The sequence below is a fragment of the Nonomuraea angiospora genome, assembly GCF_014873145.1.
GTDB classification, from domain to species: Bacteria; Actinomycetota; Actinomycetes; order Streptosporangiales; family Streptosporangiaceae; genus Nonomuraea; species Nonomuraea angiospora.
The window spans coordinates 2,154,343-2,180,079 of the sequence record NZ_JADBEK010000001.1 but is presented as its reverse complement, the minus strand read 5'-3'; the positions used below and the strand labels follow the sequence as shown (position 1 = coordinate 2,180,079).

The 25,737-nt window shown below is 73.0% G+C and carries 23 protein-coding genes, 1 pseudogene and 1 riboswitch; of the genes and pseudogenes, 12 read left to right on the top strand and 12 right to left on the bottom strand.

The window, feature by feature from the left end:
- Nucleotides 1-3: 3 nt before the first annotated feature.
- Together H4W80_RS09865 and H4W80_RS09860 are read right to left on the bottom strand one after the other, a co-directional pair.
- Nucleotides 4-543, bottom strand: a complete 540-nt coding sequence (locus tag H4W80_RS09865) for a hypothetical protein (RefSeq protein ID WP_192784808.1) — start codon at nt 541-543, stop codon at nt 4-6.
- A gap of 155 nt (nt 544-698) precedes the next feature.
- Entirely contained in the window at nt 699-1,856 is a 1,158-nt protein-coding gene (locus H4W80_RS09860) for an FAD-dependent oxidoreductase (RefSeq protein ID WP_192784807.1), read from the bottom strand.
- Nucleotides 1,857-2,448: 592 nt separating this feature from the next.
- Between H4W80_RS09860 and H4W80_RS09855 the strand changes: the two genes are divergently transcribed.
- Nucleotides 2,449-2,874 (top strand): hypothetical protein, encoded by a 426-nt coding sequence (locus H4W80_RS09855; protein ID WP_192793382.1) that lies wholly within the window; start codon nt 2,449-2,451, stop codon nt 2,872-2,874.
- Here the strand turns inward: H4W80_RS09855 and cobN are convergent.
- Nucleotides 2,829-6,415, bottom strand: a pseudogene (gene cobN / locus H4W80_RS09850) (cobaltochelatase subunit CobN). The gene H4W80_RS09855 and the pseudogene cobN overlap by 46 nt on opposite strands.
- 36 nt (nt 6,416-6,451) lie before the next feature.
- Nucleotides 6,452-6,647, bottom strand: a riboswitch (cobalamin riboswitch).
- Between the two features lie 17 nt (nt 6,648-6,664).
- Here cobN and H4W80_RS62565 point away from each other — a divergent pair.
- The 3 genes from H4W80_RS62565 to cobJ are packed head-to-tail and all read left to right on the top strand — an operon-like array spanning nt 6,665 to nt 10,292.
- On the top strand, nt 6,665-8,179 hold the full coding sequence (locus H4W80_RS62565) for a nitrite reductase (RefSeq protein ID WP_192784806.1): 1,515 nt from the start codon (nt 6,665-6,667) through the stop codon (nt 8,177-8,179).
- Nucleotides 8,176-8,796: a precorrin-8X methylmutase gene (locus tag H4W80_RS09840; protein WP_192784805.1), complete on the top strand. Its 621-nt coding sequence runs from the start codon at nt 8,176-8,178 to the stop codon at nt 8,794-8,796. Before H4W80_RS62565 ends, H4W80_RS09840 begins: the two co-directional genes overlap by 4 nt.
- 5 nt (nt 8,797-8,801) lie before the next feature.
- Nucleotides 8,802-10,292 carry a precorrin-3B C(17)-methyltransferase gene (gene cobJ, locus H4W80_RS09835; RefSeq protein WP_192784804.1) on the top strand — a complete coding sequence of 497 codons (1,491 nt, stop codon included), beginning with the start codon at nt 8,802-8,804 and terminating at the stop codon, nt 10,290-10,292.
- A gap of 24 nt (nt 10,293-10,316) precedes the next feature.
- Here cobJ and H4W80_RS09830 read toward each other — a convergent pair whose 3' ends face one another.
- From H4W80_RS09830 to H4W80_RS09815, 4 genes are read right to left on the bottom strand one after another with little or no spacing between them, the layout of a single operon-like run.
- Entirely contained in the window at nt 10,317-11,189 is an 873-nt protein-coding gene (locus H4W80_RS09830) for a cobalt-precorrin-6A reductase (RefSeq protein WP_192784803.1), read from the bottom strand.
- On the bottom strand, nt 11,174-11,929 hold the full coding sequence (cobM, locus tag H4W80_RS09825; RefSeq protein ID WP_192784802.1) for a precorrin-4 C(11)-methyltransferase: 756 nt from the start codon (nt 11,927-11,929) through the stop codon (nt 11,174-11,176). Before cobM ends, H4W80_RS09830 begins: the two co-directional genes overlap by 16 nt.
- Entirely contained in the window at nt 11,926-13,140 is a 1,215-nt protein-coding gene (cbiE, locus tag H4W80_RS09820) for a precorrin-6y C5,15-methyltransferase (decarboxylating) subunit CbiE (protein ID WP_192784801.1), read from the bottom strand. Before cbiE ends, cobM begins: the two co-directional genes overlap by 4 nt.
- A complete protein-coding gene (locus H4W80_RS09815) occupies nt 13,137-13,523 on the bottom strand; it encodes a pyridoxamine 5'-phosphate oxidase family protein (RefSeq protein ID WP_192784800.1) in 387 nt (128 codons plus the stop codon). Before H4W80_RS09815 ends, cbiE begins: the two co-directional genes overlap by 4 nt.
- 62 nt (nt 13,524-13,585) lie before the next feature.
- Here H4W80_RS09815 and cobF point away from each other — a divergent pair, with 62 nt between their 5' ends.
- The 4 genes from cobF to H4W80_RS09795 all read left to right on the top strand — a co-directional run bounded on the left by cobF (nt 13,586) and on the right by H4W80_RS09795 (nt 16,603).
- Entirely contained in the window at nt 13,586-14,335 is a 750-nt protein-coding gene (gene cobF / locus H4W80_RS09810) for a precorrin-6A synthase (deacetylating) (protein ID WP_192784799.1), read from the top strand.
- Nucleotides 14,336-14,521: 186 nt separating this feature from the next.
- The gene (locus H4W80_RS09805; protein ID WP_192784798.1) at nt 14,522-14,950 is read left to right on the top strand and encodes a Fur family transcriptional regulator; all 429 of its coding nucleotides are present in this window, start codon (nt 14,522-14,524) and stop codon (nt 14,948-14,950) included.
- Nucleotides 14,951-15,000: 50 nt separating this feature from the next.
- On the top strand, nt 15,001-15,603 hold the full coding sequence (locus H4W80_RS09800) for a superoxide dismutase (RefSeq protein ID WP_192784797.1): 603 nt from the start codon (nt 15,001-15,003) through the stop codon (nt 15,601-15,603).
- 157 nt (nt 15,604-15,760) lie between these two features.
- Nucleotides 15,761-16,603: an SMP-30/gluconolactonase/LRE family protein gene (locus H4W80_RS09795; protein ID WP_192784796.1), complete on the top strand. Its 843-nt coding sequence runs from the start codon at nt 15,761-15,763 to the stop codon at nt 16,601-16,603.
- Nucleotides 16,604-16,681: 78 nt separating this feature from the next.
- On the opposite strand, the gene H4W80_RS09790 is transcribed toward H4W80_RS09795, so the two are convergent.
- Nucleotides 16,682-17,740 carry a helix-turn-helix transcriptional regulator gene (locus tag H4W80_RS09790; protein WP_225963343.1) on the bottom strand — a complete coding sequence of 353 codons (1,059 nt, stop codon included), beginning with the start codon at nt 17,738-17,740 and terminating at the stop codon, nt 16,682-16,684.
- A 313-nt stretch (nt 17,741-18,053) separates the two neighbouring features.
- Here H4W80_RS09790 and H4W80_RS09785 point away from each other — a divergent pair, with 313 nt between their 5' ends.
- Both H4W80_RS09785 and H4W80_RS09780 read left to right on the top strand, forming a co-directional pair.
- Complete coding sequence (locus H4W80_RS09785; protein ID WP_192784795.1) at nt 18,054-19,412, top strand: lactonase family protein; 1,359 nt, start codon at nt 18,054-18,056, stop codon at nt 19,410-19,412.
- A gap of 103 nt (nt 19,413-19,515) precedes the next feature.
- Nucleotides 19,516-20,235: a hypothetical protein gene (locus tag H4W80_RS09780; protein ID WP_192784794.1), complete on the top strand. Its 720-nt coding sequence runs from the start codon at nt 19,516-19,518 to the stop codon at nt 20,233-20,235.
- Between the two features lie 58 nt (nt 20,236-20,293).
- On the opposite strand, the gene H4W80_RS09775 is transcribed toward H4W80_RS09780, so the two are convergent.
- The 3 genes from H4W80_RS09775 to H4W80_RS09765 all read right to left on the bottom strand — a co-directional run bounded on the left by H4W80_RS09775 (nt 20,294) and on the right by H4W80_RS09765 (nt 22,970).
- Nucleotides 20,294-21,406 (bottom strand): hypothetical protein, encoded by a 1,113-nt coding sequence (locus H4W80_RS09775; RefSeq protein WP_192784793.1) that lies wholly within the window; start codon nt 21,404-21,406, stop codon nt 20,294-20,296.
- A 143-nt stretch (nt 21,407-21,549) separates the two neighbouring features.
- On the bottom strand, nt 21,550-22,017 hold the full coding sequence (locus tag H4W80_RS09770; RefSeq protein WP_192784792.1) for a hypothetical protein: 468 nt from the start codon (nt 22,015-22,017) through the stop codon (nt 21,550-21,552).
- A 56-nt stretch (nt 22,018-22,073) separates the two neighbouring features.
- Nucleotides 22,074-22,970 carry a LysR family transcriptional regulator gene (locus tag H4W80_RS09765; RefSeq protein ID WP_192784791.1) on the bottom strand — a complete coding sequence of 299 codons (897 nt, stop codon included), beginning with the start codon at nt 22,968-22,970 and terminating at the stop codon, nt 22,074-22,076.
- 70 nt (nt 22,971-23,040) lie between these two features.
- Here H4W80_RS09765 and H4W80_RS09760 point away from each other — a divergent pair, with 70 nt between their 5' ends.
- Both H4W80_RS09760 and H4W80_RS09755 read left to right on the top strand, forming a co-directional pair.
- Complete coding sequence (locus H4W80_RS09760) at nt 23,041-24,141, top strand: YeiH family protein (protein ID WP_192784790.1); 1,101 nt, start codon at nt 23,041-23,043, stop codon at nt 24,139-24,141.
- A gap of 27 nt (nt 24,142-24,168) precedes the next feature.
- On the top strand, nt 24,169-25,203 hold the full coding sequence (locus tag H4W80_RS09755) for a hypothetical protein (RefSeq protein ID WP_192784789.1): 1,035 nt from the start codon (nt 24,169-24,171) through the stop codon (nt 25,201-25,203).
- Between the two features lie 42 nt (nt 25,204-25,245).
- Here H4W80_RS09755 and H4W80_RS09750 read toward each other — a convergent pair whose 3' ends face one another.
- Nucleotides 25,246-25,665, bottom strand: a complete 420-nt coding sequence (locus H4W80_RS09750; RefSeq protein ID WP_185075970.1) for a hypothetical protein — start codon at nt 25,663-25,665, stop codon at nt 25,246-25,248.
- Nucleotides 25,666-25,737: the final 72 nt, after the last annotated feature.

The following is a 25,737-nucleotide window of genomic DNA, read 5'->3' as shown; positions in this document are numbered from 1 at the left end:
CCTTCACACAGCCGTCATGGCAGGTGAAACGAGAACAAGCCGGAAATTCTCCTGTGCGGCAAGGCGGAAATAATCGCATGAGCCGATCGCCGGTGAACGTCCACTCTGCGATACAGAATCTCGCCTTGACATCGGGCCCGCCGTCCTACCTTTGGATCGGGCCCCGTCCCAGAGGCCGGGCTTATCGGAAAGGTGTGGCCGGTGAAGGCCGATCGCGAACTCGGAATCAGCGAGCATGGTGTTGACCTGCTGGAAGACTTCTCGCTGGAGATGACCGGAAAAGACGCCGCCGCGCTGGAGCACGCGGCCGGACTTGTTCCGGCGGGAACGCGCGTCAATGTGACGTTTCTCGCCGGTGAGGGCACCATACTGCGAGTGAACGCCGCACGTGTCATACGGCGGCTCGGCTTTCGTGCCGTTCCGCATGTGTCGGCCCGCCGCCTGACATCCGAGCCGGAGCTCATGGACTATCTGTCCGCCCTCGCCGACGCCGACGCCGACGCGGCCGGCGAGGTGTGCGTGGTCGGCTATCCGGAAGGACACCCCCACATTCCTTCCGCCGAGCGCGGACCGCGAACTGAGAAGGGCAGGCCGGCGCGTACCGCCTGCGCGCCGGCCCCAGTCGAGCCGAGGTGCAGTCCTTCACTGCGGTTTCGGAGCTTTTGTCCTGTCGACGACGTGGCCGCTTTCCCGCTTGTTCAGCGAAACGGCATGTTGCGGCGACGGTCGAGGCCGGAAAGCTGCCACGCCAGCCGACGGCGGACAGCAGGGATCTTGCCGGCCAGGCCGAGGACGAGGTTGCGCAGAGGGCGGCGGGCGGAGGTCGCGTTGGCGAGCCCGGTGAGCCGGCTGGCCAGAGCGACGACCTTCTCCGCGACCGGGCGCCGGATACCGGCATAACTGTCCAGCAGAGCAGGCGAGTCGCCGTCGAGAACGCGGGCGAGTGTTTCCCCGAGGCTGACAGCGTCCTCGATCCCCAGGTTCATGCCCTGGCCGCCGGCGGGGGAGTGCACGTGTGCCGCGTCGCCCGCGAGGAGGACACGCCCCTTGCGGAAGGTCTCGGCGACACGGTGATGCACGCGAAATCTTGAGCCCCACAGCACCTCGTGCACGATGGCGGGCTGCTTTTCCGGACCGCGCTTGTTGAGCAAAGCCTGTACGAACGCGATGCTCGGATCACGAGGTGCGTCGTCCACGATGGCGACGATGCGGTGCAGGCCGCCTGGCAGCGGAGCCACGACGACCAGTCCCGCAGGCGAGAAGTACAGGATGACCTCGTTATGCGGTACGCCACCGCTCAGGCGCACATCGGCCAGGGTGAAGGACTCGGCGTACGTGCCGCCGGTGAAGCCGATGCCGGACTGCTCGCGTACCGTGCTGTGAATCCCGTCCGCGCCGACGAGGTAGCCGGCGTGCAGCACCCGGCCGTCCTCCAGTGTGACGGTGACCCGCTGGAGGTCCTGTTCCACCTTGGTCACGGGACAGGGACGCAGCACCTCTGCTCCCAGTTCCTTCAGCCGGGTCAGCAGGAACGCCTCGGTGTCGGCCTGGGAGATCATCAAGGTGTAGGGGTAGCGCGTGGGCAGGCCATGGAAGGGCACTGGCACCAGGAGCCGGTCACGGTCGCGGATGGTGAAGGTGGGGGTGTGGACGCCGCGTTCCACCAGAGGCTCGGCCACGCCGTAGCGTTCGAGCAGTTCCACCGTGTGCGCGTGTACGACGGCCGCGCGCGAGGTGTTGGCTCCTTCGGCCTGAGCGTCGAGAACGGTCACGTCGTGTCCTAGCTGCTTGAGCACGATGGCCACGGTCAGGCCGACCGGTCCCGCTCCCACGATCAGGACGTCGGTGTTGTTCATGAGTTTTCCCTCCTGCCGACAGACGTCGGCAGGCTAACTGAGCCGATGGTAAGGGACAGGCCGAGGGCGAGACCGCAAGCCCGGCGTACTTCTTGACGGCCGGCTGCTACGGCCGGAGATGGGCGAGCCAGAAGCAACATCGCCCAGCCTTTCGCGCCAGAGGCTGGGCATGCTGGATCTTCCCAGCTGTTATCGGTGCCTGGCGGTGCTCGCGGGGCCGGGGTCACGGCAGTCGACGGCGCGCACCCGCCCCCTGGCTTCAGTTCCAAGCCGCAGCCCAGTGCTCCAGCCGACGGAGAGCTGGCGCTGGCTGGTGTGGTCATGAGCGTGCCTACGGCCGAGGCGGCCGGGATCATGGTGAGGGCAGCCGTGAAACGCATACGTAAAGACATGTCTGCGTCCTTTGTGGAGTATCGGATCTTGTGACTACTCACATTAATGAGCACATGGGGGATCTCGTATCCGTCATGTGACCGGTGCGTCATCAAGGCACGAGGATCTTCCACGCCAATCAGGCGGGCTGGCTGTTTCGGCGCAGCACGAGCAGGGCGGCGACGGCCCCGAGAATGGCGCAGCCCGCAAATAGGTAGAAATTCCAGATATAGGCCGCTTACGCGTCCATGAACAGGCCCACGGCGAGCGGCCCGATGATGGCGCCGATGCGTCCGACGCCAAGAGACCAGCCGAGTGCGCCGGGCTGCTCTACCTGTGTGAGGAGCTGGACGGGCGGGTGCCGGGCCGGGCACGGATGACGCCGAGGCTGACGCTCGGCTACCGGGACGCGGTCGCGCTCAGGCGTTCGCCGCTGACGGAGCCGGGCGAGCGTTTCCGGGGGCACGAGTTCCACCGCACTGCCGTCGAGTACGCCGGCGAGCCGCTGTTCCGCTGGGAGAGGGGCGCCGACGGGTTCGGCGACGCCCTGGTGACCGCGTCCTACCTGCACCTGCACTGGGCCGGGCAGCCGATGACGGCTCAGCGGCTGGTGTCGTCCTCCAGGTCGCCCTCGGTCTTGAGATAGACCTCCTGCAGGCCGCGCAGGACCTCCGGGTCGGGATGCTGCCACATGCCCCGCTCGGCGGCCTCCAGCAGGCGTTCGGCGATGCCGTGCAGCGCCCAGGGATTGGAGCGCGCCATGAACTCCTGGTTCTCCGGGTCGAGCACGTACGTCTCGGTGAGCTTGTCGTACATCCAGTCGGCGACCACCCCGGTCGTGGCGTCGTAGCCGAACAGGTAGTCGACCGTGGCGGCCAGCTCGAACGCCCCCTTGTAGCCGTGGCGGCGCATCGCGGCCAGCCAGCGCGGGTTGACGACCCTGGCCCGGAAGATGCGCGAGGTCTCCTCCGACAGGGTGCGGGTGCGGACGGCGTCGGGGCGGGTGCTGTCGCCGACGTACGCGGCCGGGGCCCGGCCGGTCAGCGCGCGGACGGTGGCGATCATCCCGCCGTGGTACTGGAAGTAGTCGTCGGAGTCGGCGATGTCGTGCTCGCGGGTGTCGACGTTCTTGGCGGCCACCGCGATCCTGCGGTAGGCGTCCTCCATCTGCGGGCGGGCCGCCACGCCGTCGAGGCCGCGGCCGTAGGCGAAGCCGCCCCACACCGCGTACACCTCGGCCAGGTCGGCGTCGTCGCGCCAGTTGCGGCTGTCGATCAGGGGCAGCAGTCCGGCCCCGTACGCGCCCGGCGCCGACCCGAACACGCGCATGGTCGCCCGACGCTCGTCGCCCCCGGTCGCGGCGACGTGGGCGCGCACGTAGTTGTCCTCGTACGGCTCGTCCAGCCCGGCGGCCAGCCGTACGGCGTCGTCGAGCATGGCCACCACGTGCGGGAACGCGTCGCGGAAGAACCCACTGATGCGCACCGTCACGTCGATCCTCGGACGGCCCAGCTCGGCGAGCGGGATCGGCTCCAGGGACGTGACCCGGCGGGAGGCCTCGTCCCATTCGGGGCGGATGCCGAGCAGGGCCAGCACCTCGGCCACGTCGTCGCCCGCCGTGCGCATGGCGCTGGTGCCCCAGACCGACAGCCCCACCGAACGCGGCCACTCGCCGGTGTCCGACCGGTAGCGCTCCAGCAGCGACTCGGCCATGGCCTGGCCGGTCTCCCAGGCGAGCCGGCTCGGGACCGCGCGGGGATCGACGGAGTAGAAGTTGCGGCCGGTCGGCAGCACGTTGACCAGGCCGCGCAGCGGCGAGCCGCTCGGCCCGGCGGGAACGTAGCCGCCGTCCAGGGCGTGCAGGACGTGGTCGAGCTCGTCGGTGGTGCGGGCCAGGCGCGGCACCACCTCGGTGGCGGCGAAGGTCAGGACCCGCGTCACGAGGTCGCGCCGGTCGTCCGGCACCTCCCGCGTGACCTCCGCCGCCGAGTCCGGCGCCCAGCCGCGTTCCTCCATGGCCTCCACCAGCGCCCGCGCGGCCGCCTCGGCCCGGTCCACGCTGCCGAGCCCCGCCGTGCCGTCCTCGGCCAGGCCCAGCGCCTCGCGCAGGCCGGGCAGCGTCTCGCGGCCCGACCACAGCTGCCGGGCGCGCAGCATCGCCAGGACCAGGTCCACGCGCACCTGCCCGGCCGGCGCCTGCCCGAGCACGTGCAGGCCGTCGCGGATCTGCGCGTCCTTGACCTCGCAGAGCCAGCCGTCCACGTGCAGGATGAAGTCGTCGAACTCGCTGTCGTGCGGCCGGTCCGCCAGCCCCAGGTCGTGGTCGAGCCGGGCGGCCTGGATGAGCGTCCAGATCTGCGCCCGGATGGCGGGCAGCTTGGCCGGGTCCATGGCCGCGATCGTGGCGTGCTCGTCCAGCAGCTGCTCCAGCCGGGCGATGTCGCCGTACGTCTCCGCCCGCGCCATCGGCGGCACCAGGTGGTCCACCAGCACGGCGTGCGCCCGCCGCTTGGCCTGCGTGCCCTCGCCCGGGTCGTTCACCAGGAACGGGTAGACCAGCGGCAGGTCGCCGATGGCCGCGTCGGTGCCGCACGCGGCGGACATGCCCGCCGACTTGCCGGGCAGCCACTCCAGGTTGCCGTGCTTGCCCACGTGCACCATCGCGTGCGCGCCGAAGCCGGCCGACAACCAGCGGTAGGCGGCCAGGTAGTGGTGGCTGGGCGGCAGGTCGGGGTCGTGGTAGATGGCGATCGGGTTCTCGCCGAAGCCGCGCGGCGGCTGCACCATCACCACCACGTTCCCGGCCCGCAGCGCCGCCAGGACGATGTCACCCTCGTGCACGAACAGCTCTCCGGGCGGCGGCCCCCAGTGCCGCTCCATCTCCGTCCGCAGCTCCTCGGGCAGCGTGCGGTACCAGCGCTCGTAGGACGCGGCGGAGATGCGTACCGGATTGCCCGCCAGGTGCTCCTCGGTCAGCCAGTCCTGGTCCTGGCCGCCGGCGGCGATCAGCGCGTGGATGAGCGCGTCGCCGTCCTGCTCGGCCACGCCTGGGAAGCCCTCGCCCAGGTCGTAGCCGGCCTCGTCGAGCCTGGCCAGCAGCCTGACCGTGCTGGCCGGGGTGTCCAGGCCGACCGCGTTGCCCACCCGGGAGTGCTTGGTCGGGTACGCCGACAGCATCACGACCAGGCGGCGCTCGGCGGGCGGGGTGTGCCGGAGCAGCCCGTGCCGTACCGCGATGCCCGCCACCCGGGCGGCCCGCTCGGGGTCGGCGACGTAGACGGTCAGCCCCTCGGGGTCGATCTCCTTGAACGAGAACGGCACCGTGATGATCCGCCCGTCGAACTCCGGGATGGCACCTGCGAGGCGGCGTCCAGCGGCGAGAGCCCGTCGTCGTTCTCCTCCCACGCCCGCCTGCTGGTGGTCAGGCAGAGCCCCTGCAGGATCGGCACGTCGAGCGCCGCCAGCGCGCCCACGTCCCACGCCTCGTCGTCGCCGCCCGCGCTCGCCGTCGCGGGGCGCGAGCCGCCCGCCGCCAGCACGGTCACCACCAGCGCGTCGGCGGCGCGCAGCGTGTCGAGCAGCTCGGGTTCGGCGGTGCGCAGCGAGGAGCAGAACACCGGCAGCGCCTGCCCGCCCGCCTCCTCGACGGCCGCGCAGAGCGTCTCCACGAACGCGGTGTTGCCCGCCAGGTGGTGCGCCCGGTAGTAGAGCACCCCGACCACCGGCCCCCGCCCTGGTCGCGCGTCGCGCTCCAGCAGCCCCCAGGAGGGCGTGGCCTCCGGCGGCGCGAACCCGCGTCCGGTCAGCAGCACCGTGTCCGACAGGAACGCGTGCAGCTCGGCCAGGTTCGGCGGCCCGCCGTGGGCCAGATACGCGTGCGCCTCGGCGCAGACGCCGCCGCTGACCGTGGACAGCTCCATCAGCTCGGCGTCCGGCGCCTGCTCGCCGCCCAGCACCACCACCGGCAGGGGGCCGGCCAGCAGCGCGTCCAGGCCCTCCTCCCAGGCGCGGCGCCCGCCGAGCAGGCGCACCACGACCACGTCGACGCCCTCCAGCAGGGCGGGCAGATCCTCGGCCACCAGCCGGGCCGGGTTGCCCCACCGGTAGGCGGCACCGCTCGCGCGGGCGCTGAGCAGGTCGGTGTCGGAGGTCGAGAGCAGCAGGACGGTACGGCTGTCGCCAGGCACGGCGCAATCCTCCCTCGGGGTCCTCGCCCCGGTCGCGGGTGTCGCGGCGGCCGGAGTCTCCTGGCTCCCGGATCAGCGCTCACCCCGGCCTTCCCACCCGTCGCCGGGTAGTGGCCTGTGGTGGGGTTCGCTCCCCGGTCACAGTGGCGGGACCGCGCCGGATTCACACCGGCTTCCTCCCTAGCCATCGCCTGGAAGGAGCCTACGACAGGACCGACCCCCGCCAGAAGTGGCGTTACCATCCTGATCGTGTCCATAGCCGACTTTTCCGGACGTATGCGTCCCGACGCCTGTCCGGGGGCGCTACAGGTGCACGAGGCCGCCGACGGCCCGCTGGCCCGGGTCCGCCTGCCCGGCGGCGCGATCTCACCCGCCCGGCTGCGCGAGCTGGCCGCCTGCGCGGCCGGCCTCGGCTCGGACGTGATCGAGCTCACCTCCCGGGCGAACGTCCAGGTGCGCGGCCTGCGCTCACCCGCCGCCTTCGCCGAGCGGATCGCCGCCGCCGGCCTGCTGCCGTCGGAGGCCCACGAGCGCGTGCGCAACATCGTGGCCTCGCCGCTCGGCGGCCGCACGGGCCTCGGCCTGCTGGACCCGCAGCCCCTGGTGGAGGCGCTGGACCGGGCCCTGTGCGCGCGGCCCCGGCTGGCGGGGCTGCCGGGGCGGTTCCTGTTCGCGGTGGACGAGGGCAGCGGTGACATGCTCGCGCTGGGGGCCGACGTCACGTTCTTCGACGGGCGGGTGCTGCTGGCGGGGGTGGACGCCGGGCTCGCCGTGGGGGCGGACGCGGCGGCCGGACTCATGATCGCCGCCGCCGAGGCGTTCCTCGACGAACGGGCGGAAGGGGATGGGGGCGCGTGGCGGATCGCGGAGCTGCACAACGGCCCCGCCCGCATCGCCACCCGCCTCCACACCGCCACCACCCACGACCACACCGCTGCTCCCGCCCGCGCCACACACACGCCCCGCGATGCCGCGCTCGACGGTGTCGCGTCCGACTGCGCCCTCCCCGTCAATGCCACCGGCACCACCGACCGCGCCGCCGACGGCCGCTCCGGGCCCCACCCGCACGCCGGGCCGACCCCGGACGCCGAGGCGCCGCGCGCTCCGGGCGTCCGCGGCACGGTGCGGGCGCCGCGTGCCGGGCGGGTGGAGCAGCGGGACGGGCGGGTGGCGCTGGAGGTCGTGGTGCCGCTCGGACGGTTGTCCGCCGCTCAGGCGCGCGCCATCGCCGCAGCGGCCGAGACGAACGGCCCGGCCGGCACGAGTGACGCGCCCGATCCGGGAGGCGCCACCAGCGCGGCCGGTCCGGAGGACACCGCAGGCGTGCCTGGGCCGGGAAGCGTCACCATTGCGCCGGATCCGGGAGGCGCCACCGGTGCGGCCGGTCCGGAGGGCACCGCAAGCGTGCCTGGGCCGGGAGGAGGCACCGGCGTGCCCGTCCGGCTCACGCCGTGGCGGACCGTCGTACTGCTCGATCTGCCGCCCGCCGCCGCCGGCCGGGCGGCGCGGATGCTGGAGGCGGCCGGGCTGGTGACCGACCCGGCGTCGCCGTGGGCCGGGGTGAGCGCCTGCACCGGCCGTCCGGGCTGCGCGAAGTCCCTGGCCGACGTACAGGAGGACGCGCGGCGCTGGGTGGCGACCCTGGACGGCCCTCCGGCGACGCCCGTGCATTGGGCCGGTTGCGAGCGGCGCTGCGGGCTGCCGCGCGGCCGGGTCGTCCAGATGGTCGCCACCGGCGACGGATACCAGGAAAGGCATCAGTGAGCGACTACCTCCGCGACGGGGCCGAGATCTACCGGCGCTCGTTCGCGACCATCCGTGCCGAGACCGACCTCACCGGGATGCCGCCCGAGGTCGCGCAGGTGGCGGTGCGGATGATCCACGCGTGCGGCATGACCGACCTCGTGACCGACCTGGACTGGTCGCCCGCCGTGGTCGTCCGGGCGCGCGCGGCGCTGCGCCGGGGCGCGCCCGTGCTGTGCGACGCGCAGATGGTCGCCTCCGGCGTGACCAGGCGCCGGCTGCCCGCCGACAACGCCGTGGTCTGCACGCTGGGCGACCCCGGCGTTCCCGAGCTGGCCGAACGGCTCGGCACCACGCGCAGCGCCGCCGCGCTGGAGCTGTGGCGCGACCGCCTCGACGGCGCGGTGGTGGCGATCGGCAACGCGCCGACCGCGCTGTTCCGGCTGCTCGAACTGGTCGCCGAGGGCGCGGGCAGGCCCGCCGCCGTGCTCGGCATCCCGGTGGGGTTCATCGGCGCGGCCGAGTCCAAGCGGGCGCTGGCGGACAGCGACCTGGAATATCTGGTGGTGCACGGCCGCCGCGGCGGCAGTGCGATGACGGCGGCGGCGGTCAACGCCATCGCGAACGAGACGGAGTGATGGCGATGACGGGACGGCTGTACGGGGTCGGGCTCGGTCCCGGGGATCCCGAGCTGGTCACGGTCAAGACGGCCCGGCTGATCGGCGAGGCCGACGTGATCGCCTACCACGCCGCCAGGCACGGCCGCAGCATCGCCCGCTCGATCGCGCTGCCGTACATGAAGGAAGGGCAGATCGAGGAGCTGCTGCTCTACCCGCTGACCACGGAGACCACCGACCACCCCGGCGGCTACCAGGGCGCGCTGGACGACTTCTACGCCGACTGCGCCGAGCGCCTGGCCGCGCACCTGGACGCGGGCCGGACCGTGGTCGTGCTGTCCGAGGGCGACCCGCTGTTCTACGGCTCGTACATGCACATGCACAAGAGGCTCGCCCACCGCTACCCGACCGAGGTGGTGCCCGGCGTCACCTCCGTCAGCGCCGCCTCGGCCGTGCTGGGCCGGCCGCTGGTGGAACGGGACGAGGTGCTGACCGTGCTGCCCGGCACGCTGCCCGCCGGGGTGCTGGCGGACAGGCTGCGCGGCACCGACTCGGCGGCGGTGCTCAAGCTGGGCCGGACGTTCGAGAAGGTCCGCGACGCGCTGGCCGAGGCCGGGCGGCTGGACGACGCCTGGTACGTCGAGCGCGCCACCATGGGAGCCGAACGGGTCGCGCCGCTCAAGGACGTGGACGCCGACGGCGTGCCGTACTTCTCGCTGGCCCTGCTCGCCAGCCCCGCCGAGCGGACCTTCGTCCCCGAACCGTCCCCCACCGAGAGCAGGGCCGACGCCCAGGGCGAGGTGGTCGTGGTGGGCCTCGGGCCCGCCGGGCGGCCGTGGCTCACGCCCGAGGCGCAGGAGGCGCTGGCGGCGGCGACCGACCTCGTCGGGTACGGCCCGTACGTGGACCGGGTCGCCCCGAACCCGCGCCAGCGCCGCCACCGCACCGACAACCGCGTCGAGGCCGAGCGCGCCCGGCACGCGCTGGAGCTGGCCCGCGACGGCGCGCGCGTGGCCGTGGTGTCCTCCGGCGACCCGGGCGTGTTCGCCATGGCCAGCGCCGTGCTGGAGGCCGCGGCCGGCTTCCCGGACGTTCCGGTGCGGATCGTCCCCGGGCTGACCGCCGCCCAGGCCGTGGCCAGCCGGGTCGGCGCGCCGCTGGGCCACGACTACTGCGTGCTGTCGCTGTCGGACCTGCTCAAGCCGTGGGAGGTGGTGGCCGGCCGGCTGAGCGCCGCCGCGAAGGCGGACCTGGTGCTGGCGATCTACAACCCGGCCTCGCGCAGCCGTACGTGGCAGGTCGCCGCAGCCCGTGACCTGCTGCTGGAGCACCGCGACGCCGCCACCCCGGTGGTGATCGGGCGTGACGTCGGTGGCGAGCGGGAGAGCGTCACCGTCACCACGCTCGGCGAGCTCGACCCCGCGCAGGTGGACATGCGCTGCCTGCTCATCGTCGGTTCCTCGACGACCCGGGTCACCGAGCGCGGCGTCGTCTACACGCCGCGCCGCTACCCCTGAGCCCAGGCGGCCGCCTCCCCGCCGCTATCCCCGAGCCCAGGCGGCCGCCTCCGCGGCGGTCTCCACCAGCCGGACGCCGGCGGGCAGTGGCGGCCGGTCCACCATGATCACCGGCAGCCCGAGCTCGCGGGCCGCGACCAGCTTGGCGGTGGTCATCGGCCCGCCGCTGTCCTTGGTGACCAGCACGTCCAGCCGGTGCTCGCGGATGAGGGCGCGCTCGCCCTCGACCGTGTACGGCCCGCGGTCCAGCAGGACGTGCACATGGTCCGGGACCGGCGGCTCTGGCGGATCGACGGACCTGGCCAGCAGCCACACCCCGGCCAGCCCGGTGAAGACCGGCAGGCTCCGCCGGCCGGTGGTCAGGAACACCCGCACCGGACCGCCGCCCCGCCGTACGGCGGCCCCGGGAAGGAACGAGCGTGCAGGGCCGCCGCTCGGCTGCGCGGCGACCTCGGGAAGGAGCGCGTGTGCCGGGTCGTCGCCCGGCCGCGCGGCGGCCTCCGACAGCCGGGCGGCGGCCGCGGGCAGGGAGGGCACGCGCTGCCAGGCGTCGCCCGGTCCCTCCCGCCACCCCGGGCGGCGCAGGACCAGCAGCGGCACCCCCGTCCGCGCCGACGCCTCGGCCGCCGAGGCCGTCATCCGCGCGGCGAACGGGTGCGTGGCGTCCACCAGGGCGTCGATCCGCTCGGCCGCCAGCCAGGCGGCCAGCCCGTCCGCCCCGCCGAACCCGCCCTCGCGCACCTCCCCGACCGGCAGCCGCGGGTTGCTCACCCGCCCGGCCAGCGACGACACCACGTGAACGCCGCCGCCGGACGACCCGCCGGACGACTCGCCGGATAGCTCGGCGGCCAGCGCCCGCGCCTCGGCCGTGCCGCCCAGGATCAGGACCCGTCGCACGGCCGTTCCCGCTCCGCGCTGTAGAGGTGGCTGTCGGGGAACTGCGTGGCCGACAGCACCCGGCCGACGACGATCACCGCCGTACGCCGGATCCCGGCCGCGTGGACCTGCCCCGCGATGTCCGCCAGCGTGCCGCGCAGGACCACCTCGTCGGGCCTGCTGGCCCGCGCCACCACCGCCACCGGGCAGTCCGGCCCGTACGAGGGCAGCAGCTCCTCCACGACCGCCTCGATCCGCTGCACGGCCAGGTGCAGCACGATCGTGGCGCCGCTCGCGCCCAAGGTCTTGAGGTCCTCCCCTTCGGGCATCGGCGTGGCCCGCGCCGAGGTGCGGGTCAGGATGACGGTCTGCCCGACGCCGGGCACGGTCAGCTCCCTGCCCAGCGCGGCCGCCGCCGCCGCGAACGCCGGCACCCCGGGGACCACCTCGTACGGCACGCCGAGCTCGTCCAGCCTGCGCATCTGCTCGGCCACCGCGCTGAACACCGACGGGTCGCCGGAGTGCAGCCGCGCCACGTCCAGGCCCGCGCGATGGGCGGTGAGCAGCTCCACCACGATCTCGTCGAGGGTGAGGTTCGCGGTGTCGACGAGCCTGGCGCCCAAGGGGCAGGCGTCCAGGAGCTCGCGGCGCACGAGCGAACCCGCGTACAGGCAGACCGGCGACGACTGCAGCCGCCGCAGGCCGCGCAGCGTGATCAGGTCGGCGGCGCCGGGGCCCGCCCCGATGAAGTACACGGTCACGGCACGTCCTTCCTGGTGACCGACCACACGGTCACCGGCATCGCGGCCCGCCAGCCCGTGAAGGAGCCGACGGGTGAGGCCCGCTGTACGGCCAGGCGTACCAGGTCGCCGCCGAGCCGGGCGTACCACTGGGCCATGACGGACTCGGACTCCAGGGTGACGGCGTTCGCCACCAGCCTGCCGCCGGGCCGCAGCGCCGCCCAGCACGTCTCCAGCAGCCCGGGCACGGTCAGGCCGCCGCCGACGAACACCGCGTCCGGCGCCGGCAGGCCCTTCAGCGCGGCCGGCGCCCTGCCTTCGACGACCCGCAGCGCCGGCACGCCGAGCCGGTCGGCGTTGCGGGCGACGGCGGCGGCGCGGTCGGCCCTGCTCTCGATCGCCACGGCCGCGCACGCCGGGTGGCTGCGCATCCACTCGATGGCGATGCTGCCCGCGCCGGCGCCCACGTCCCACAGCGTCTCTCCGGGCAACGGGGCGAGCCGCGACAGGCTGACGGCGCGGACCTCCCGCTTGGTGAGCTGCCCGTCATGCTCGAACGCCGCATCGAGCAGGCCGGGAACGCGGGCGAGGGGCTCGGCGCCGGGGGCGGGGACGCACTCGAGGGCGATCACGTTCAGCGGGGAGGGGTCGGCTTCCCGTGCCGCCCACGTCTGCGCCGTTCCCGTCAGTACGCTCTCCGAGTCCGCGCCCAGGTCCGACAGGACGGTCATGGGGCTGGGGCCGTACCCGAGCCCGGTCGCCAGCCCCGCCACGAGGGACGGGGAGTCGCGGCCGGCGCCGAGCACGACGAGCCGCCGCCCGGGCAGGATCGCGGCGTTCAGCGCGGCAGGGGGCCGGCCCACGAGGCTGACCACGTCCACCTGCTCCACCGGCCAGCCGAGCCGGGCGCACGCCAGCGACAGCGACGAGACGTGCGGCACCACGCGGACGCTCGCCGCGCCCAGCATTCGCACCAGGGTGGAGCCGATGCCGTGGAACAGGGGATCGCCGCTGGCCAGCACGCACACCTCGCGCCCGGCGTACGCCTCCATGAGCGAGGGCAGCGCGGGCAGCAGCGGGGAGGGCCAGGCCACGCGCTCGGCCGCCGGCGCGGGCACGAGGTCGAGCTGTCTGCGCCCGCCCATGAGCACCTCGGCGGCCTCCAGCGCGCGCCGCGCGTCCGGGGACAACCCGTCCCAGCCGTCCGCGCCGATGCCGACGACCGTGATCACACGTTGCCCAGGACGCGCGTCACCTGGATCTCCACGACCACCCGCGCCGGGTTGGGGCGGGGCGGCTTGTAGCGGGCGGCGTAGCGGTGCTCGGCGTCGGCCACCTGCTCAGGCTCGGTACGCAGCACCGCCCGGCCCTCCAGCGTCGACCAGCGGCGGCCGTCCACCTGGCAGAGCGCCACCGGCGCGCCGTCGGTGCCGATGAGCCCGGCCTTGACCGAGGTGCCCGAGGTGATGACCCGGGCGATGCCGGTGGCCAGGTCCAGCGTCGCGCCCACCGGCACCACGTGCGGCGGGCCGTCCGGGCGCGCGGTGGAGAGCGTGCACAGGTGCCGCTCCTGCCAGAACGCGGCGAAGGCGTCGCCCTGCTCGACGAGATTCACAGCCCTCCTTGGGGGATTTGCGAGGCATATCGTATATCTGCCCTTCTGGCAGACTCTTGCGAGTGAAGCGGCTACTCGTCATCGGCATCGGAGCCGGAGATCCCGACCATCTCACCCTGCAGGCGGTCAAGGCCATCGGCGCCACGGACGTGTTCCTCATCGTGGACAAGGGTGAGGTCAAGCACGAACTGGTCCAGCTCCGGCTGGATCTCATCGCCGAGCACGGCCGCGCGCCGTACCGGATCGCCGAGGCCCGCGACCCCGAGCGCGACCGGACCACGCCGGCGTACACCGCCGCCGTGGAGGACTGGCGCTCGCGCCGCGCGCTCGCCTGCGAGGCGCTCGTCCGCGACGAGCTGCGCGACGGCCAGACCGGGGCGTTCCTGGTGTGGGGCGACCCAGGCGTGTACGACAGCACGCTTGCCATCGTCGAGGAGATCCTCCGGCGAGGCAACGTGACATTCGAGTACGAGGTCATTCCCGGGATCAGCAGCGTGGCCGCGCTCACCGCCCGCCACCGCACGAGCCTCACCCAGGTCGGGCGGCCCGTGCACCTCACCACCGGGCGGCGCCTGGCCGAGCACGGCCCCAGCGCCGACGACGTGGTCGTCATGCTCGACGCCCACTGTTCCTTCGCCGGCCTCGACGACTTCCACATCCACTGGGGCGCCTACCTGGGCACGCCCGACGAGATCCTGGTCTCCGGGCCGGTGGCCGAGGTCGGCGACCGCATCCGCGAACTGCGCGCCGAGGCGCGGGCCCGCAAGGGCTGGATCATGGACACGTACCTGCTGCGCCGTCTGGAGCACTGACGGCCCGTCCCAGGTCGCTCAGTCGCCAGTTGTTCGCAAGAGCATATTCGATGCAAACTGATCATCTGGCGGCGAAGCGGGGAGGGGGTCGCACATCGAGGTTCCCGCGTTCGGAGGTTCGGGGGTCGCGCCGGGCGCGCGCCCGGACGTGCCATTGGGTGCGCCTGGGACCGTGGCCGGGCGGGCATGAGCGAGGGAGAGGACCTGGGGGAGACGCTGACGCGTCTCGGCCTGCGCAGGACCGTGCCGCGGCTGACGATCCTGACCGCTTTGCGCGACGCGGCGACCCATCTCAGCGTGCCGCGCCTGCACCGGCTGGTGATCTCCGCGTACGAGATGATCAGCGTGTCCACCGTCTACCGGAACGTGACGGTGATGACCGCCCGCGGCGTCCTGCACAGCGTCGACCACGCCGGTGAGACGCTCTTCGGCCTCGCCGCGACGCCTCACCACCACCTGATCTGCCGCCGCTGCGACGTGCTCGTCGAGCTCCCGGCGGACCGCCTCGCCCCGGCGGAGGCGGCGGTCATGGAGAGCACCGGTTTCGCGATGGACCCCGTCGGCCAGGTGCTGCGCGGCTACTGCCGCCGGTGTCGACGCGACGCACTTGCGTGATTATTGTTCTTGCAAGATATTTGCAAGAACATCTTTTGAGGAGAACGCCCATGGGCGAGTACACCCTTCCGGACATGCCGTACGACTACGCGGCCCTGGAGCCCGCGATCACCGGGGAGATCCTGGAGCTGCACCATGCCAAGCACCACGCCGCCTACGTCAAGGGCGCCAACGACACGCTGGAGCGGCTGGCCGAGGCGCGTGACAAGGGCGAGTTCGGCGGCCTGGTCGGGCTGGAGAAGACGTTCGCGTTCAACCTGTCCGGCCACGTCCTGCACACGATCTTCTGGCAGAACCTGTCCCCCGACGGCGGCGACCGCCCCGACGGCGAGCTGGGCGACGCGATCACCGAGCACTTCGGCTCGTTCGACGCGTTCAGGAAGCAGCTCACCACAGCCACCGCCACCGTGCAGGGCTCGGGCTGGGGCGTGCTGGCCTGGGAGCCGCTCGGCCGCCGCCTGGTGGTCGAGCAGGTCTACGACCACCACGGCAACGTCGGCATGAACACCACCCCGCTGCTGGTCTTCGACGCCTGGGAGCACGCCTACTACCTGCAGTACCGCAACGTGCGCCCGGACTACGTCGAGAAGCTCTGGGGCCTGATCAACTGGAACGACGTCATCGCCCGCTACGACGCCGCCCGCGGCGCCTGACGTCCCGACGCCGGCGTCGCCCGCCCACCGGTCCGAGCTTGGTCCGCGGGACCGGTGGGCCCTCGCCACGCTCGGGGGAACCTGTCGATCTGATCGGCTGCCGTTCGTATGAAAGGCGACAGGGCGACGTCTCACGACGAAGAAGGACGCGGTGGGCATGAGCGGGACAAGGACACTGGTGACGGGGCGCGGGCTGGTCGAGTCGCCGCGGTGGCACGGTGACAGGCTGTACTTCTCCGACTGGTCCGCGGGCGAGGTCGTCGCCGTCGACCTGGACGGTGACAGCGAGGTCGTGGCGCGTGTCGCGTCGTTGCCGCTGTGCACCGCGTGGTCGCCGGAGGGCAGGCTCCTGATCGTCTCGTCCCCGGACGGCCGGCTGCTGCGCCTGGAGCCCGACGGGTCTCTGGTCACCCACGCGGAGCTCGGCCAGGCCGGGTGGAACGACATCGTGGTGGACGGCCGCGGCAACGCCTACGTCAACCGCTGCGGCTTCGACCCGATGGCGGGGGAGTCGTTCAGGCCCGGCCACGTCCACCTGGTCACGGCCGGCGGGGCGGTGCGGCAGGTGGCGGACGACGTCGCGTTCCCGAACGGGATGGCGGTGCTCGCCGGCAACTCCACCCTCATCGTCGCCGACTCCTACCGCCACCAGCTGGTGGCCTTCGACATCGCGCCGGACGGCTCGCTGTCCGGCCGCCGGGTCTGGGCCGAGCTCGGCGAGGGCACCCCGGACGGCATCTGCGCCGATGAGGAGAACGCGGTCTGGTACGCCGACGTGCCCAACCGCTGCTGCGTACGCGTGGCCGAAGGCGGCAAGGCACTGCAGAGCGTCGCGCTCGACCGTGGCGGGTTCGCCTGCGCCCTGGGCGGGGCGGACGGGAGGACGTTGTTCGTCGTGGTGGCGGAGTGGCAGGGGATGACGGCTGCTGACCTGGTCGTGCCCGGCTCCGGCCAGGTGATCGCGGTCGAGGTCGAGGTGCCCGGGGCCGGCTGGCCGTGACGTGCGTCCCGTGGGCCCGGGAGTCTGGGGGGCGTGCGGGCGGCATCAGCGGCCGGAGGGGACGCCGGGAAACGGTGGTCAGCCGGCGATGGCCGCGATGAGTTCGTCCCGGCTCTGCGCCCGGGTCTTGCGGTAGACCGATTTCAAATGGTCGTTGATGGTGTAAGTGGACAGGTCGAGGATCCGGGCGATCTGTTTCGCCGAGTCCCCGGCGTACAGGTATTCGATGACGCGCCGTTCGCCGGTGGTGATGCCGTACCAATCGCAAAATGACGGCAGCAGCAGTTCGCCGCCCGCCGCCTGGATGAGAATGGCCACGTCGCTGTCGCCGTTCTCGTCCAGCGGCTGGCCGTGGATCAGTATCCAGCGTCCGAAGTTCGCCGCCGGCGCGCAGATCAGCGGCGTCCAGGCGCGCGGATCGCGAGTATGCGCCCGTACGTGCAGCGACAGGCCGACCCAGAAGGCGTTGGCGATCCAGTCCGGCACCCCGCTCCCGGCGGCGGGCCACATCTGCCGTACCCATGCCCCCGCCTGAGGCGATATGGATCGGACCGTGTGGTCGGGGCTGATCGTGATGACCCCCGTCGGCAGGGCCGGAACGGTGGGTGTCAGCGGGCCGGCCGTCACATATCCGCGCAACGCCGCCGGTAGAGCAGGGGCGAGTCGCTGGATCCGGTGGAAGTCCCGTTCGCCGAAGGGCCTGGCGCCCTCGGCGCGGAGCAGGCCGAGCAGACCCCACACCCCGTGGCGGTCCCGGATCACCAGGCGCAGCTCGCTGCCTGCTCCGTGGGCGGCCAGGACCTGCCGGAACAGCGTGTTGCGCCGGCCGTCGCCGGCGCCCGCGCCGACGACGCACACCGGCACGCTGTGCCGGGCGAGGGCCGGTAGCGGGCACGGGTCGCCGTGCAGATATCCGTTGAGCACCAGGGCGCTGATCAGCGCGGGCTGGTATTCGTGCCAGAAGCTGAACGCGCCCAGGCCCATGCCGATCGCCGGGTTCAGGGCGACCAGCCGGAGCGCGTCGTGCGGCACCTGGCGTCCGACGATCTGCGAGATCGCCGCGCCCACGTCGGCCGCCGTGGCGGGCGGACCGAGCGCCGCGCACAGCTCACGGGCGATTCGCCCTTCACCGTCCATCGCGTTTCCCTTTCGTCGGGCCTTTCCTGTGATTTGGCGGTAATTGGGGTGTGCTGAGCCGATGGCGGCGCAAATTCGGCGCTATATGGAGATCGGTATGCCACGTTTACTATGCGTCAGGACCTGCAGTTTAAGGTCCTGCGGGAAAGAGTGGCTAGGTGTCGGAATTAAAGAACACGCTCGAGCCGGTCGGCTCGATGACAGCCCGGCCAGGTGAGCGGCCGGCGCCTGTACGGGCTTGTACGGATAATTCAGGACGCGTTCCCAACCGGCAGGACCATCTCCGATCGTCGATCTGACGAAAGGAGCGCAAGTGCTGGCACTTGGCCGTACAAGACGGTGGGCCGCGGGGATCGCCGCGGCACTGGCATTGATCGTGGGGTTCCCCACCAGCGCGCAGGCGGCGGTGGGCGACCTCGTCTTCGTCCGGACGATCACGCAGAACGTGTCCGGCGCCGTGGACATCGGCCCGGTCAACCCGCTGGACTGGGCGTCGGCGGCGACGCTGCCGGGCAACGGGAGCACCGTCTACGTCGTGGCCGGCGGCGACGGCGGGTCGGGCACGGCGCAGCCGGCGATCTCCACGTTCCGCCGGGCCGCGAACGACACGCTCTCCCTCACCGGCTGCATGGGTGGTCTGGCGGGGTGCCGCCCGACGAAGGTGAACAACGAGGAGATCCCGGGCCGCCTGTACGCAGCCAGTTCTGTGGTGACGGCGGGCGTCCACGTGTACGTGTCCACTCCCGCCGCCGTGGTGGGCTTCAGCACGGCGGCCAACGGCGACCTCGTGACGGATTTCTGCGTCTGGGACCCGTCATGCGGCAGCGTGGCGGCCCTGCCCGGGCTCGCCCCCTGGGCGACGTCGCAGAACGCCCTGACGGCGACCGCGGACGGCCGCGACCTGTACCTGTACGCGGCAGGCGGCGGCAAGGGCGCGGTCTACCACCTGCGGCGCGACGGCACCACTGGCCGCCTGGCATACAGCGGCTGCATCGGGGAGGCGACGCCGGGCTGCACCTCGATCGGCCGTACCGGCGTCATGACCTCCTCGGGAGACGCCGTCGTCAGCGCCGACGGGCGCAGCCTCTACGTCGTGGCCCAGCGGCCCGGCTCGGTGACGCACTTCCGGCGGGACCTCACCACGGGCTCGCTCACGGAGGCGGGCTGTGTGGGCGAGTCCGGGGTCGGCGGCTGCGCGATCCCCGACACCGACGGCCTGCTCGGCATCACCCAGGGCGCGATCACCCAGGCCGGCGACAGCCTCTACGTGTCGGGACCGGGTGGCGTCACCCATCTGCACCGCGACACCGCCACCGGGAACATCGCCTATTGGGGCTGCATCGGTTACGCCGCGGGGTGCCGTGCCACCGGGCCTCAGGGCCAGTACGTCGACGTGGCGGTCAGCGCCGACGGCACGAGCGTCTACGGGAGCACCCAAGACCCGGCCTTCGCCTGGGGAGCGGTGACCCACCTGCGCCGTTCCGCCCAGGGAGACCTGACGTACGCCGGGTGCATCGGGGAGGGCCTGCCGCAGCTGTGCCGCCCGATCGGGCTGACGGGGGTGATGAACCACGCCGGGCCGGTGCTCGCTCCCGGCAGTTCGCAGGTCGTCTACAGCCTGGGTGTTCACGCGCGCGGGGCGATCACCCAGTTCACCCGGATGACATCGTAGAAGGGGGCCGGCTGACCTCCGAGGCGGGCGCCACGCTGGTGCGCTGGCTCAAGGAACGGCGGGCGCCACGCTGGTGCGCTGGCTCAAGGCACGGCCGGAGCCCGTGACGAGCGTCGAATGGCCCGCCGAGCCCGGCGGCCGTCCGCGCCCGCGCATCCGGCAGGAGCCGACGGGGATCGCGTTCGTGGACGCGCTGTTCTGCGACCCGCCCCGCCACCGGCCATCCCACGGCGCCTGCTACGAGTCGTCGTGGTGGCTCGTGCTGCCCTCGGACCGCGAGGTCGTGGCCATGCACCTCATCCCGCCCCTGTTCGCCGACTGGGAGGGGCGGGGCCGCCTGCACCCGCACGTGACCCGGCTCTGCCACCAGGACGGGCCCGCGGGCGAGGGGATGGCGCTGCTGCTCGGCATCCTGCTGGGCGAGCGCGGCTGGAACGCCGGGCACTGCCAGGCGCTGCTGCTGCGGGCGGTCGCGACGAAGACCCTGCCCGCCGCCGAGTGCGGACAGCAGCTGGGGCACAGCCTGCGCCTGCTCGACGTCAAGCTCGGCCCGGTGCTGCGGGCGCTCGACGCGTGCGCGCGGCAGGGCGCCCACCGGGAGGTCTGGCAGATCATGAGTGGCCTGCTGCCGGCCTTCCTGCCGAGGCCAGGGGAGCGGGCCAACGGCGTCCACACCCGGGCGCTGGAGTTCGCCGCCGAAGTGGCCGGCTGGGCCGGGGCGCGCGGCGCGATCCCCGAGGTCGCCGGCATCGCCGCGCGTGACGGGTCCAGCGGGCTCATCCGCGCGGCCCGCCGGTTGCACGAGCACTTCGGCCGCGCCTGAGGCCTCGCGACTCGACGGGCCGGCCGAAGCGTGCGCGGACGCGCCGCGTGGCCACGCGTCAGAGCAGGTGCTGGTGGCGGGTGGCCGCTTCCTGCCGGACTTCGGTGAGGAACAGCTCGGCGTGGCGCTCCTGCCGCCGGTCGCCGTCCGGATCCTGCCAGGAGAAGGCGTCCTGGGTACGCGCATGGCCGGCGTACTGCAGCCAGCAGCCGTGGATGCCGGCCATGAGGTTGTCGAGCAGATCGAGGGCCGGCCGGGCGGGGTCGAGGGAGGTGATGGGCAGGCAGACGGAGTCGGAGCCGGAGTGGGGGTGGTCGATCCGGGTCCTGGCCACGAGGCGTTCGGCGGCGGCGATGCGCCGTTTGGCGTCGGTCACGCCGCAGAGGTGGCCCTCGGCGACGTGCAGGGTGTGGCGGATGAGCGGCATGACCGTCTGGCGCGGCGTGGCGCCGAAGCTGATGGCGCTCACGATCTCGACGAGGCTCTCCACGGCGAGGGGTCTGAGATGGTCGCTCTCGGCCACGACCTGTACCGGATGCTGCCGGACGCGGCGGCCGGTCGTGGCGGCGGCCGCGTGCAGCCAGTGGGCGGCGGCGATCGCGGCCGCGGCGGGGTCGATCTGGGTGATCAGCTCCTCGCAGCCGAAGGGCTGGCGGTTGAGGAAGGCGTCCGCCTGGGCGACCTGGAGGGGTGAGGCGTCCTCGCGGCTGAGGGTGACGGCCTGCTGGGCGCGTCCGGACAGGTCGCCGCGCTCGGCCTGTTCGACGGCCGACAGCTCGGCGGCGACGTCGGCGACGACCTGCACGGTGAGCTCGGGACTGTCGAGGGCGCGCAGGGCGCGGCCGGTGCGCTGGGCGATGTCCCCGACCTTGGCGGAGACGGGGACGTGCGCGGAGGCGGTCAGGATCGGGACGACGCCGGCGAAGGCGTCGCGTTCGCGCTGCCGGTGCCAGCCCAGGCTGCCCGGTCCGTGCTGGTCGGAGATGCTCGCCGGGTGGGTGTAGCAGCGCCAGCAGGCTTGCGACAGCTCGGTCAGGCAGGCGGCCAGGCGCAGGGCGTCAGAGGGGCCGGCCGCGGCAAGGGGGGCCACGGTGACCGCGACATCCCCGATGCCGGTGCTCCAGTGGGCTACGAGCGCGTTCCGTGCATGATCGACGGCATACCGGGTCACGGCAGCTCCTTGAAGGGGGAAAACGCGAATGCATGCCCAGGATGCAGGATGCACCGCTGATCGGGGGGCTGTTTGCGGCTGTTGCAGGTCGCTGATCAGCGCTTTTGTGGCGAGATGAGGGGGTAATTTCCTGGGGCTCTCGGTTACCTCCCTCCGTCGAGGCGCATGAAGGTGGCGCCCTGCATGGCCGCGCGAGCGCCGAGGACGTGCCCGTCGCACATCAGCGACTCCGTCCCCACCCGGTCGGTCACCTTCCACGTCACCGGCTCGCCGCACTTCTGGCCGCGCCGGTCGTAGTCCCAGGTGCGGCGGCACACCCGGCAGGTGGACACGTTGGCCATGGAGGAGATCGTGTTGCCGTGCTCGGGACAGACGCCCCACGGGAAGGCGCACGTCGACTCGGCCAGGGCCCGATACTGGGCCAGGTCTCCGGCCGCGCGCAGCAGGTCCTCGCCCGCTCGCTTCAGCCATTCGGCGGCGTGGTGCGCCGCCTGGAGATGGGCGCGTTCGGGGGAATCGGCGGGCAGGCCGGCGTACAGGGCGCGGGCCTCGGCCTGGAGTGCGTCGGCGCGGCCGGCCAGGTCGCGCAACTGGGCGGGAGTGATGTTCATCGCTGAAGATTCTCCCCTGTTTGCCCGGCGAGCGCGCAGACCCCGCCGGGTGTGGGTCAGGGGCGGCTGGCGATGGTCAGCAGGGTCGCGGCGGGGCCCGTCAGGGAGCGGCCCCGGCGCCAGACCGCGCGCAGGTTCCTGACCAGGGTGAGGCCCGCCAGCGGCACCTCGACGAGGCGGCCGGTGGCCAGCTCGGCCTCGACCGCGTACCCGCTGAGCACCGCCGGGGCCGCGCCCGCCTGGGCGGCGCCCTTGACGGCCGAGTTCGAGCCGAGCTCCAGGCGCGGGCTGGCCTGGTGGAGCCCGGTGAAGGCGACGTCCAGGGTCTCGCGGGTGCCCGAGCCGCGCTCGCGTACGACCAGCGGGGTGGCTGCCAGCTCGGCGCCCCTGAGCACCGTGCGGCGGCGCGCCCACGGGTGGCCCGGCGCGACCACGACGACCAGCCGGTCGGTGCCCACCACCCGGCTGGCCAGCCCGTCGGGCACGTTCGGCCCCTCCACGAACCCCAGCTCCACGCCCCCGGCGCCCGACAGCACCAGCGCCGCCACGTCGGCGGAGTTCAGCACGTCCAGGCCGATCTGGACGCCGGGCTCCCTGCTCTGGAACTCCCCGAGCCAGCGCGGCACCAGGTATTCGGCGACCGTCATGCTGGAGGCCACCCGCAGGTGCGCCGCCTCGCCGTGCCGGACGGCCTCGGCGGCCCGCATGAGCTCCTGCGCCGCCGCGAGCACCTGGGCGGCCCAGCCCGCCACCATCTTGCCCTCGGCGGTGAGCGTGGAGCCGCGCGGCGTGCGCTCCAGCAGCGGCAGGCCGAGCCGCCGTTCGAGCTGGGCGATGCGCTTGCTCGCCGACGGCTGCGCGATGCCCGCGAGCTTGGCCGCCTGCCCGAGGCTGCCGAGCTCGCCCACGTCCACGAGGAGCTTGAGGGAGTCGAGATCGGGCAGCGCGGTCATAGCCACAGGCTATGACCTCCCAGACAACGCGCGGCTACCGGGCCCGCCGAAGGCCCCGAAGACTGGGATCATGCTTTCTGCCCCCTCCAAGACGTCCTGCCTGCCCGGCATCGTGGCGTGCGCGCTGGCGACGGTGGCCGCCCTGGTCGTCAACCGGTTCGTGCCGGGACTCAGCCCCGCCACCGCCGCGGTGGCCCTGGGGGCGGCGCTGGCCGGCGCCGGGGTGATCCGCGAGCCGCTGCGTCCCGGGCTGCTGTTCGTCTCCAGGCGGGTGCTGCGCGTGGCGATCGTGCTGCTCGGGCTGCAGATCGCGGTGCCGCAGGTGCTCGCGCTCGGGTGGCAGGCGCTCGCGGTGGTGGCCGCCGCCACGGGGCTCACGTTCGTGCTCACGCCACTGGCCGGCCGCCGCCTCGGCCTTTCGCCCGGCACGTCGCTGCTGGTCGCCACCGGCGTGTCGATCTGCGGGGCGGCGGCGATCGCGGCCATGCACGACAGCGCCGACAGCTCGGACGAGGACGCCGCGGGCGCGCTGAGCGTGGTGGTCCTCTACGGGAGCGCGGCCATCGTGGTGCTCCCGCTGCTGGCGTCCTGGCTGGGGCTCTCGCACGAGCAGCTCGGGGTGTGGGCGGGAGCGGCCGTGCACGAGGTCGCCCAGGTGGCGGCGATCGGGGCCGCCGGGGGAGTGCTCGCGACGGCGGTGACGGTCAAGCTGGCCCGGGTCGTGCTGCTCGCGCCCATCGTCGCGATCACCACGTCCCTGCGCCGCCCGCCCGGCGCCCCCGCCCCGACGGCGGTGGCCGTGCCCGCTCGGACAGCTGTGGTCCCGCCTGCTCGGATGGCGGTGGGCGGGTCCGCCGGGCACGGCGCCACCCTCACCCGGCCGGTGGCACCGACATCCGCCGCTCCCCGGAAGAGGCCGCCGATCATGCCGCTGTTCGTGGCCGGGTTCCTGGCGATGGTGGCGGTACGGAGCACGGGGCTGCTGCCGCCGATGGTGACCGGGAACGTCCCGGCGATCACGAACGCGCTGATGGCCGCCGCCCTGTTCGCCCTCGGCACGGGGATCGACCTGCGGAAGCTGCTCAAGGGCGGCCGGGTCATGCTGCTCGGCGGCATCGCCACCGGGCTCGTCGGGACGATCTCGCTGGCAGGGGTGTGGCTGCTGGGGTGAGGCGCGGACACCCAGCATGATGGGTCCGTGCTGACACGAATGTTATTGACGGTCGGTCTGGTCACGGCCCCGCCCCCGGTGAACCAGCCGGCCTGGGAGCTGATCCGGATGCACGATCACGGCGGCTGCGACTCGATGTCGGCGGTCGTGCCGCTGAGCCGGAGCGACGTCTGGGTGTTCGGCCAGAGCGAGCCCATCGACGACGAATGCGCGGGGACCGCCCGCCCGGTGGCGCAGCACTGGGACGGCCGCGCCTGGCGGGCCGCCGAGCTGCCCGGCCGCCACTACGGCGCCATCGGCTCGGCGGGCGCGTCCTCATCAGACAACGTGTGGGCCTTCACCACGAGCGACACCGGCGAGTCCGCCGCCCTCCGCTACGACGGCCGTCGCTGGACGGACGCGGGCAGGTCCGCCATGGGCCCCCGCCCCAACCTCAGCCGCGGCCTGGTGCTCGGCCGCCACCACGTCTGGGCCTTCGGCTCGGACGGCCATTCGGCGTCCTGGTTCTGGAACGGCCGCACCTGGCAGCGGCGCGCGCCGAGGGACGTCGTCCGGACCAGCGCGGTGTCGCAGAAGGACGTCTGGGCGATCGGCTGTTGCCAGGTCACCCACTTCGACGGCAGAGCCTGGAAGAAGGCCGGCTTTCCCGCCGGCCGGGACAAGGGGACCGTCAGCCTGACCGGCATTCTCGCGGTGGCCAAGAATGATGTCTGGGTCTTCGGCGACCGCGACGAGAAGGTGTTCGCCGCGCATTTCGACGGCCGCGCCTGGTCGCCGGTCGAGGTCCCGGCCCCGGCGGCTCCCGCGTGGCGTCTCGGTGACGCCGTCGCGGACGGCGGGGGCGGCATCCGGGTGATCGCGGACCCGCCGGATGACACGAGCTCCCGCGTGCTGTCCCGCTCGGCCGCGGGTCAGTGGTCGGTGAGCACTCCTCAGGTCGCCGGAAAGGTGATCAAGCTGTGGGACCTGGCGCTCGTCCCCGGCACCACGGAGGTCTGGGCCGCGGGCACCGTACGGCAGAGCGAGAGCGACTCCACCTCCGCGGTCTTCGCCCTCAGATAGGTGACGCCAGGGGCCGAGGAGGCCCGGCCCCTGGCCCGCCGGTCAGGAATACCACTCGTAGTGGACGTTGGTCTTGGTCTCGGTGTTGAAGTCGATCTCGCCGTCGTTGTAGCGGTTCCACATGGTCGACAGTTTCGAGGACCGTACGGTGCACCCGGCCCAGCGGACCCCCTTGGGGCGGATGCTGCCGACGTAGTCGTAGCAGGACCCGACCTTCTTGCCGTTGACCCAGAGCCGGGCGTTCAGGCTGACGTCGTAGAGCTTCAGGCGAGTGACGCTCTTGATCCGCACCTTGATGCGGCAGGTGTCCTCGCACTTACCGAAGTAGATCTTGTAGTCGAGCAGGTGAGGACGGGCGGCGCTCTGCCCCAGCTCGGACGCGGAGGCGGCCGTCGGCGTCACCGCGATGACCCCGGTCGCGACGGTGGCGGCTAAGAGCATGCCGACAAGACTCCTGGTCATGTTTCCCCCATGGCCATGAAGAGCCGCTTCCCCCGTTGAAAGCGGCGCACTCCCTTCCGATTAACCATCAGG

What these genes read in the sequence shown, in the direction of transcription:
- H4W80_RS09860 (WP_192784807.1), bottom strand. Translation starts at nt 1,856, where the DNA reads ATGAACAACACCGACGTCCTGATCGTGGGAGCGGGACCGGTCGGCCTG.
- cobJ (WP_192784804.1), top strand. Translation starts at nt 8,802, where the DNA reads ATGACGGGACGGCTGTACGGGGTCGGGCTCGGTCCCGGGGATCCCGAG.
- H4W80_RS09805 (WP_192784798.1), top strand. Translation starts at nt 14,522, where the DNA reads ATGAGCGAGGGAGAGGACCTGGGGGAGACGCTGACGCGTCTCGGCCTG.
- H4W80_RS09800 (WP_192784797.1), top strand. Translation starts at nt 15,001, where the DNA reads ATGGGCGAGTACACCCTTCCGGACATGCCGTACGACTACGCGGCCCTG.
- H4W80_RS09795 (WP_192784796.1), top strand. Translation starts at nt 15,761, where the DNA reads ATGAGCGGGACAAGGACACTGGTGACGGGGCGCGGGCTGGTCGAGTCG.
- H4W80_RS09790 (WP_225963343.1), bottom strand. Translation starts at nt 17,740, where the DNA reads ATGGACGGTGAAGGGCGAATCGCCCGTGAGCTGTGCGCGGCGCTCGGT.
- H4W80_RS09770 (WP_192784792.1), bottom strand. Translation starts at nt 22,017, where the DNA reads ATGAACATCACTCCCGCCCAGTTGCGCGACCTGGCCGGCCGCGCCGAC.
- H4W80_RS09765 (WP_192784791.1), bottom strand. Translation starts at nt 22,970, where the DNA reads ATGACCGCGCTGCCCGATCTCGACTCCCTCAAGCTCCTCGTGGACGTG.
- H4W80_RS09760 (WP_192784790.1), top strand. Translation starts at nt 23,041, where the DNA reads ATGCTTTCTGCCCCCTCCAAGACGTCCTGCCTGCCCGGCATCGTGGCG.
- H4W80_RS09750 (WP_185075970.1), bottom strand. Translation starts at nt 25,665, where the DNA reads ATGACCAGGAGTCTTGTCGGCATGCTCTTAGCCGCCACCGTCGCGACC.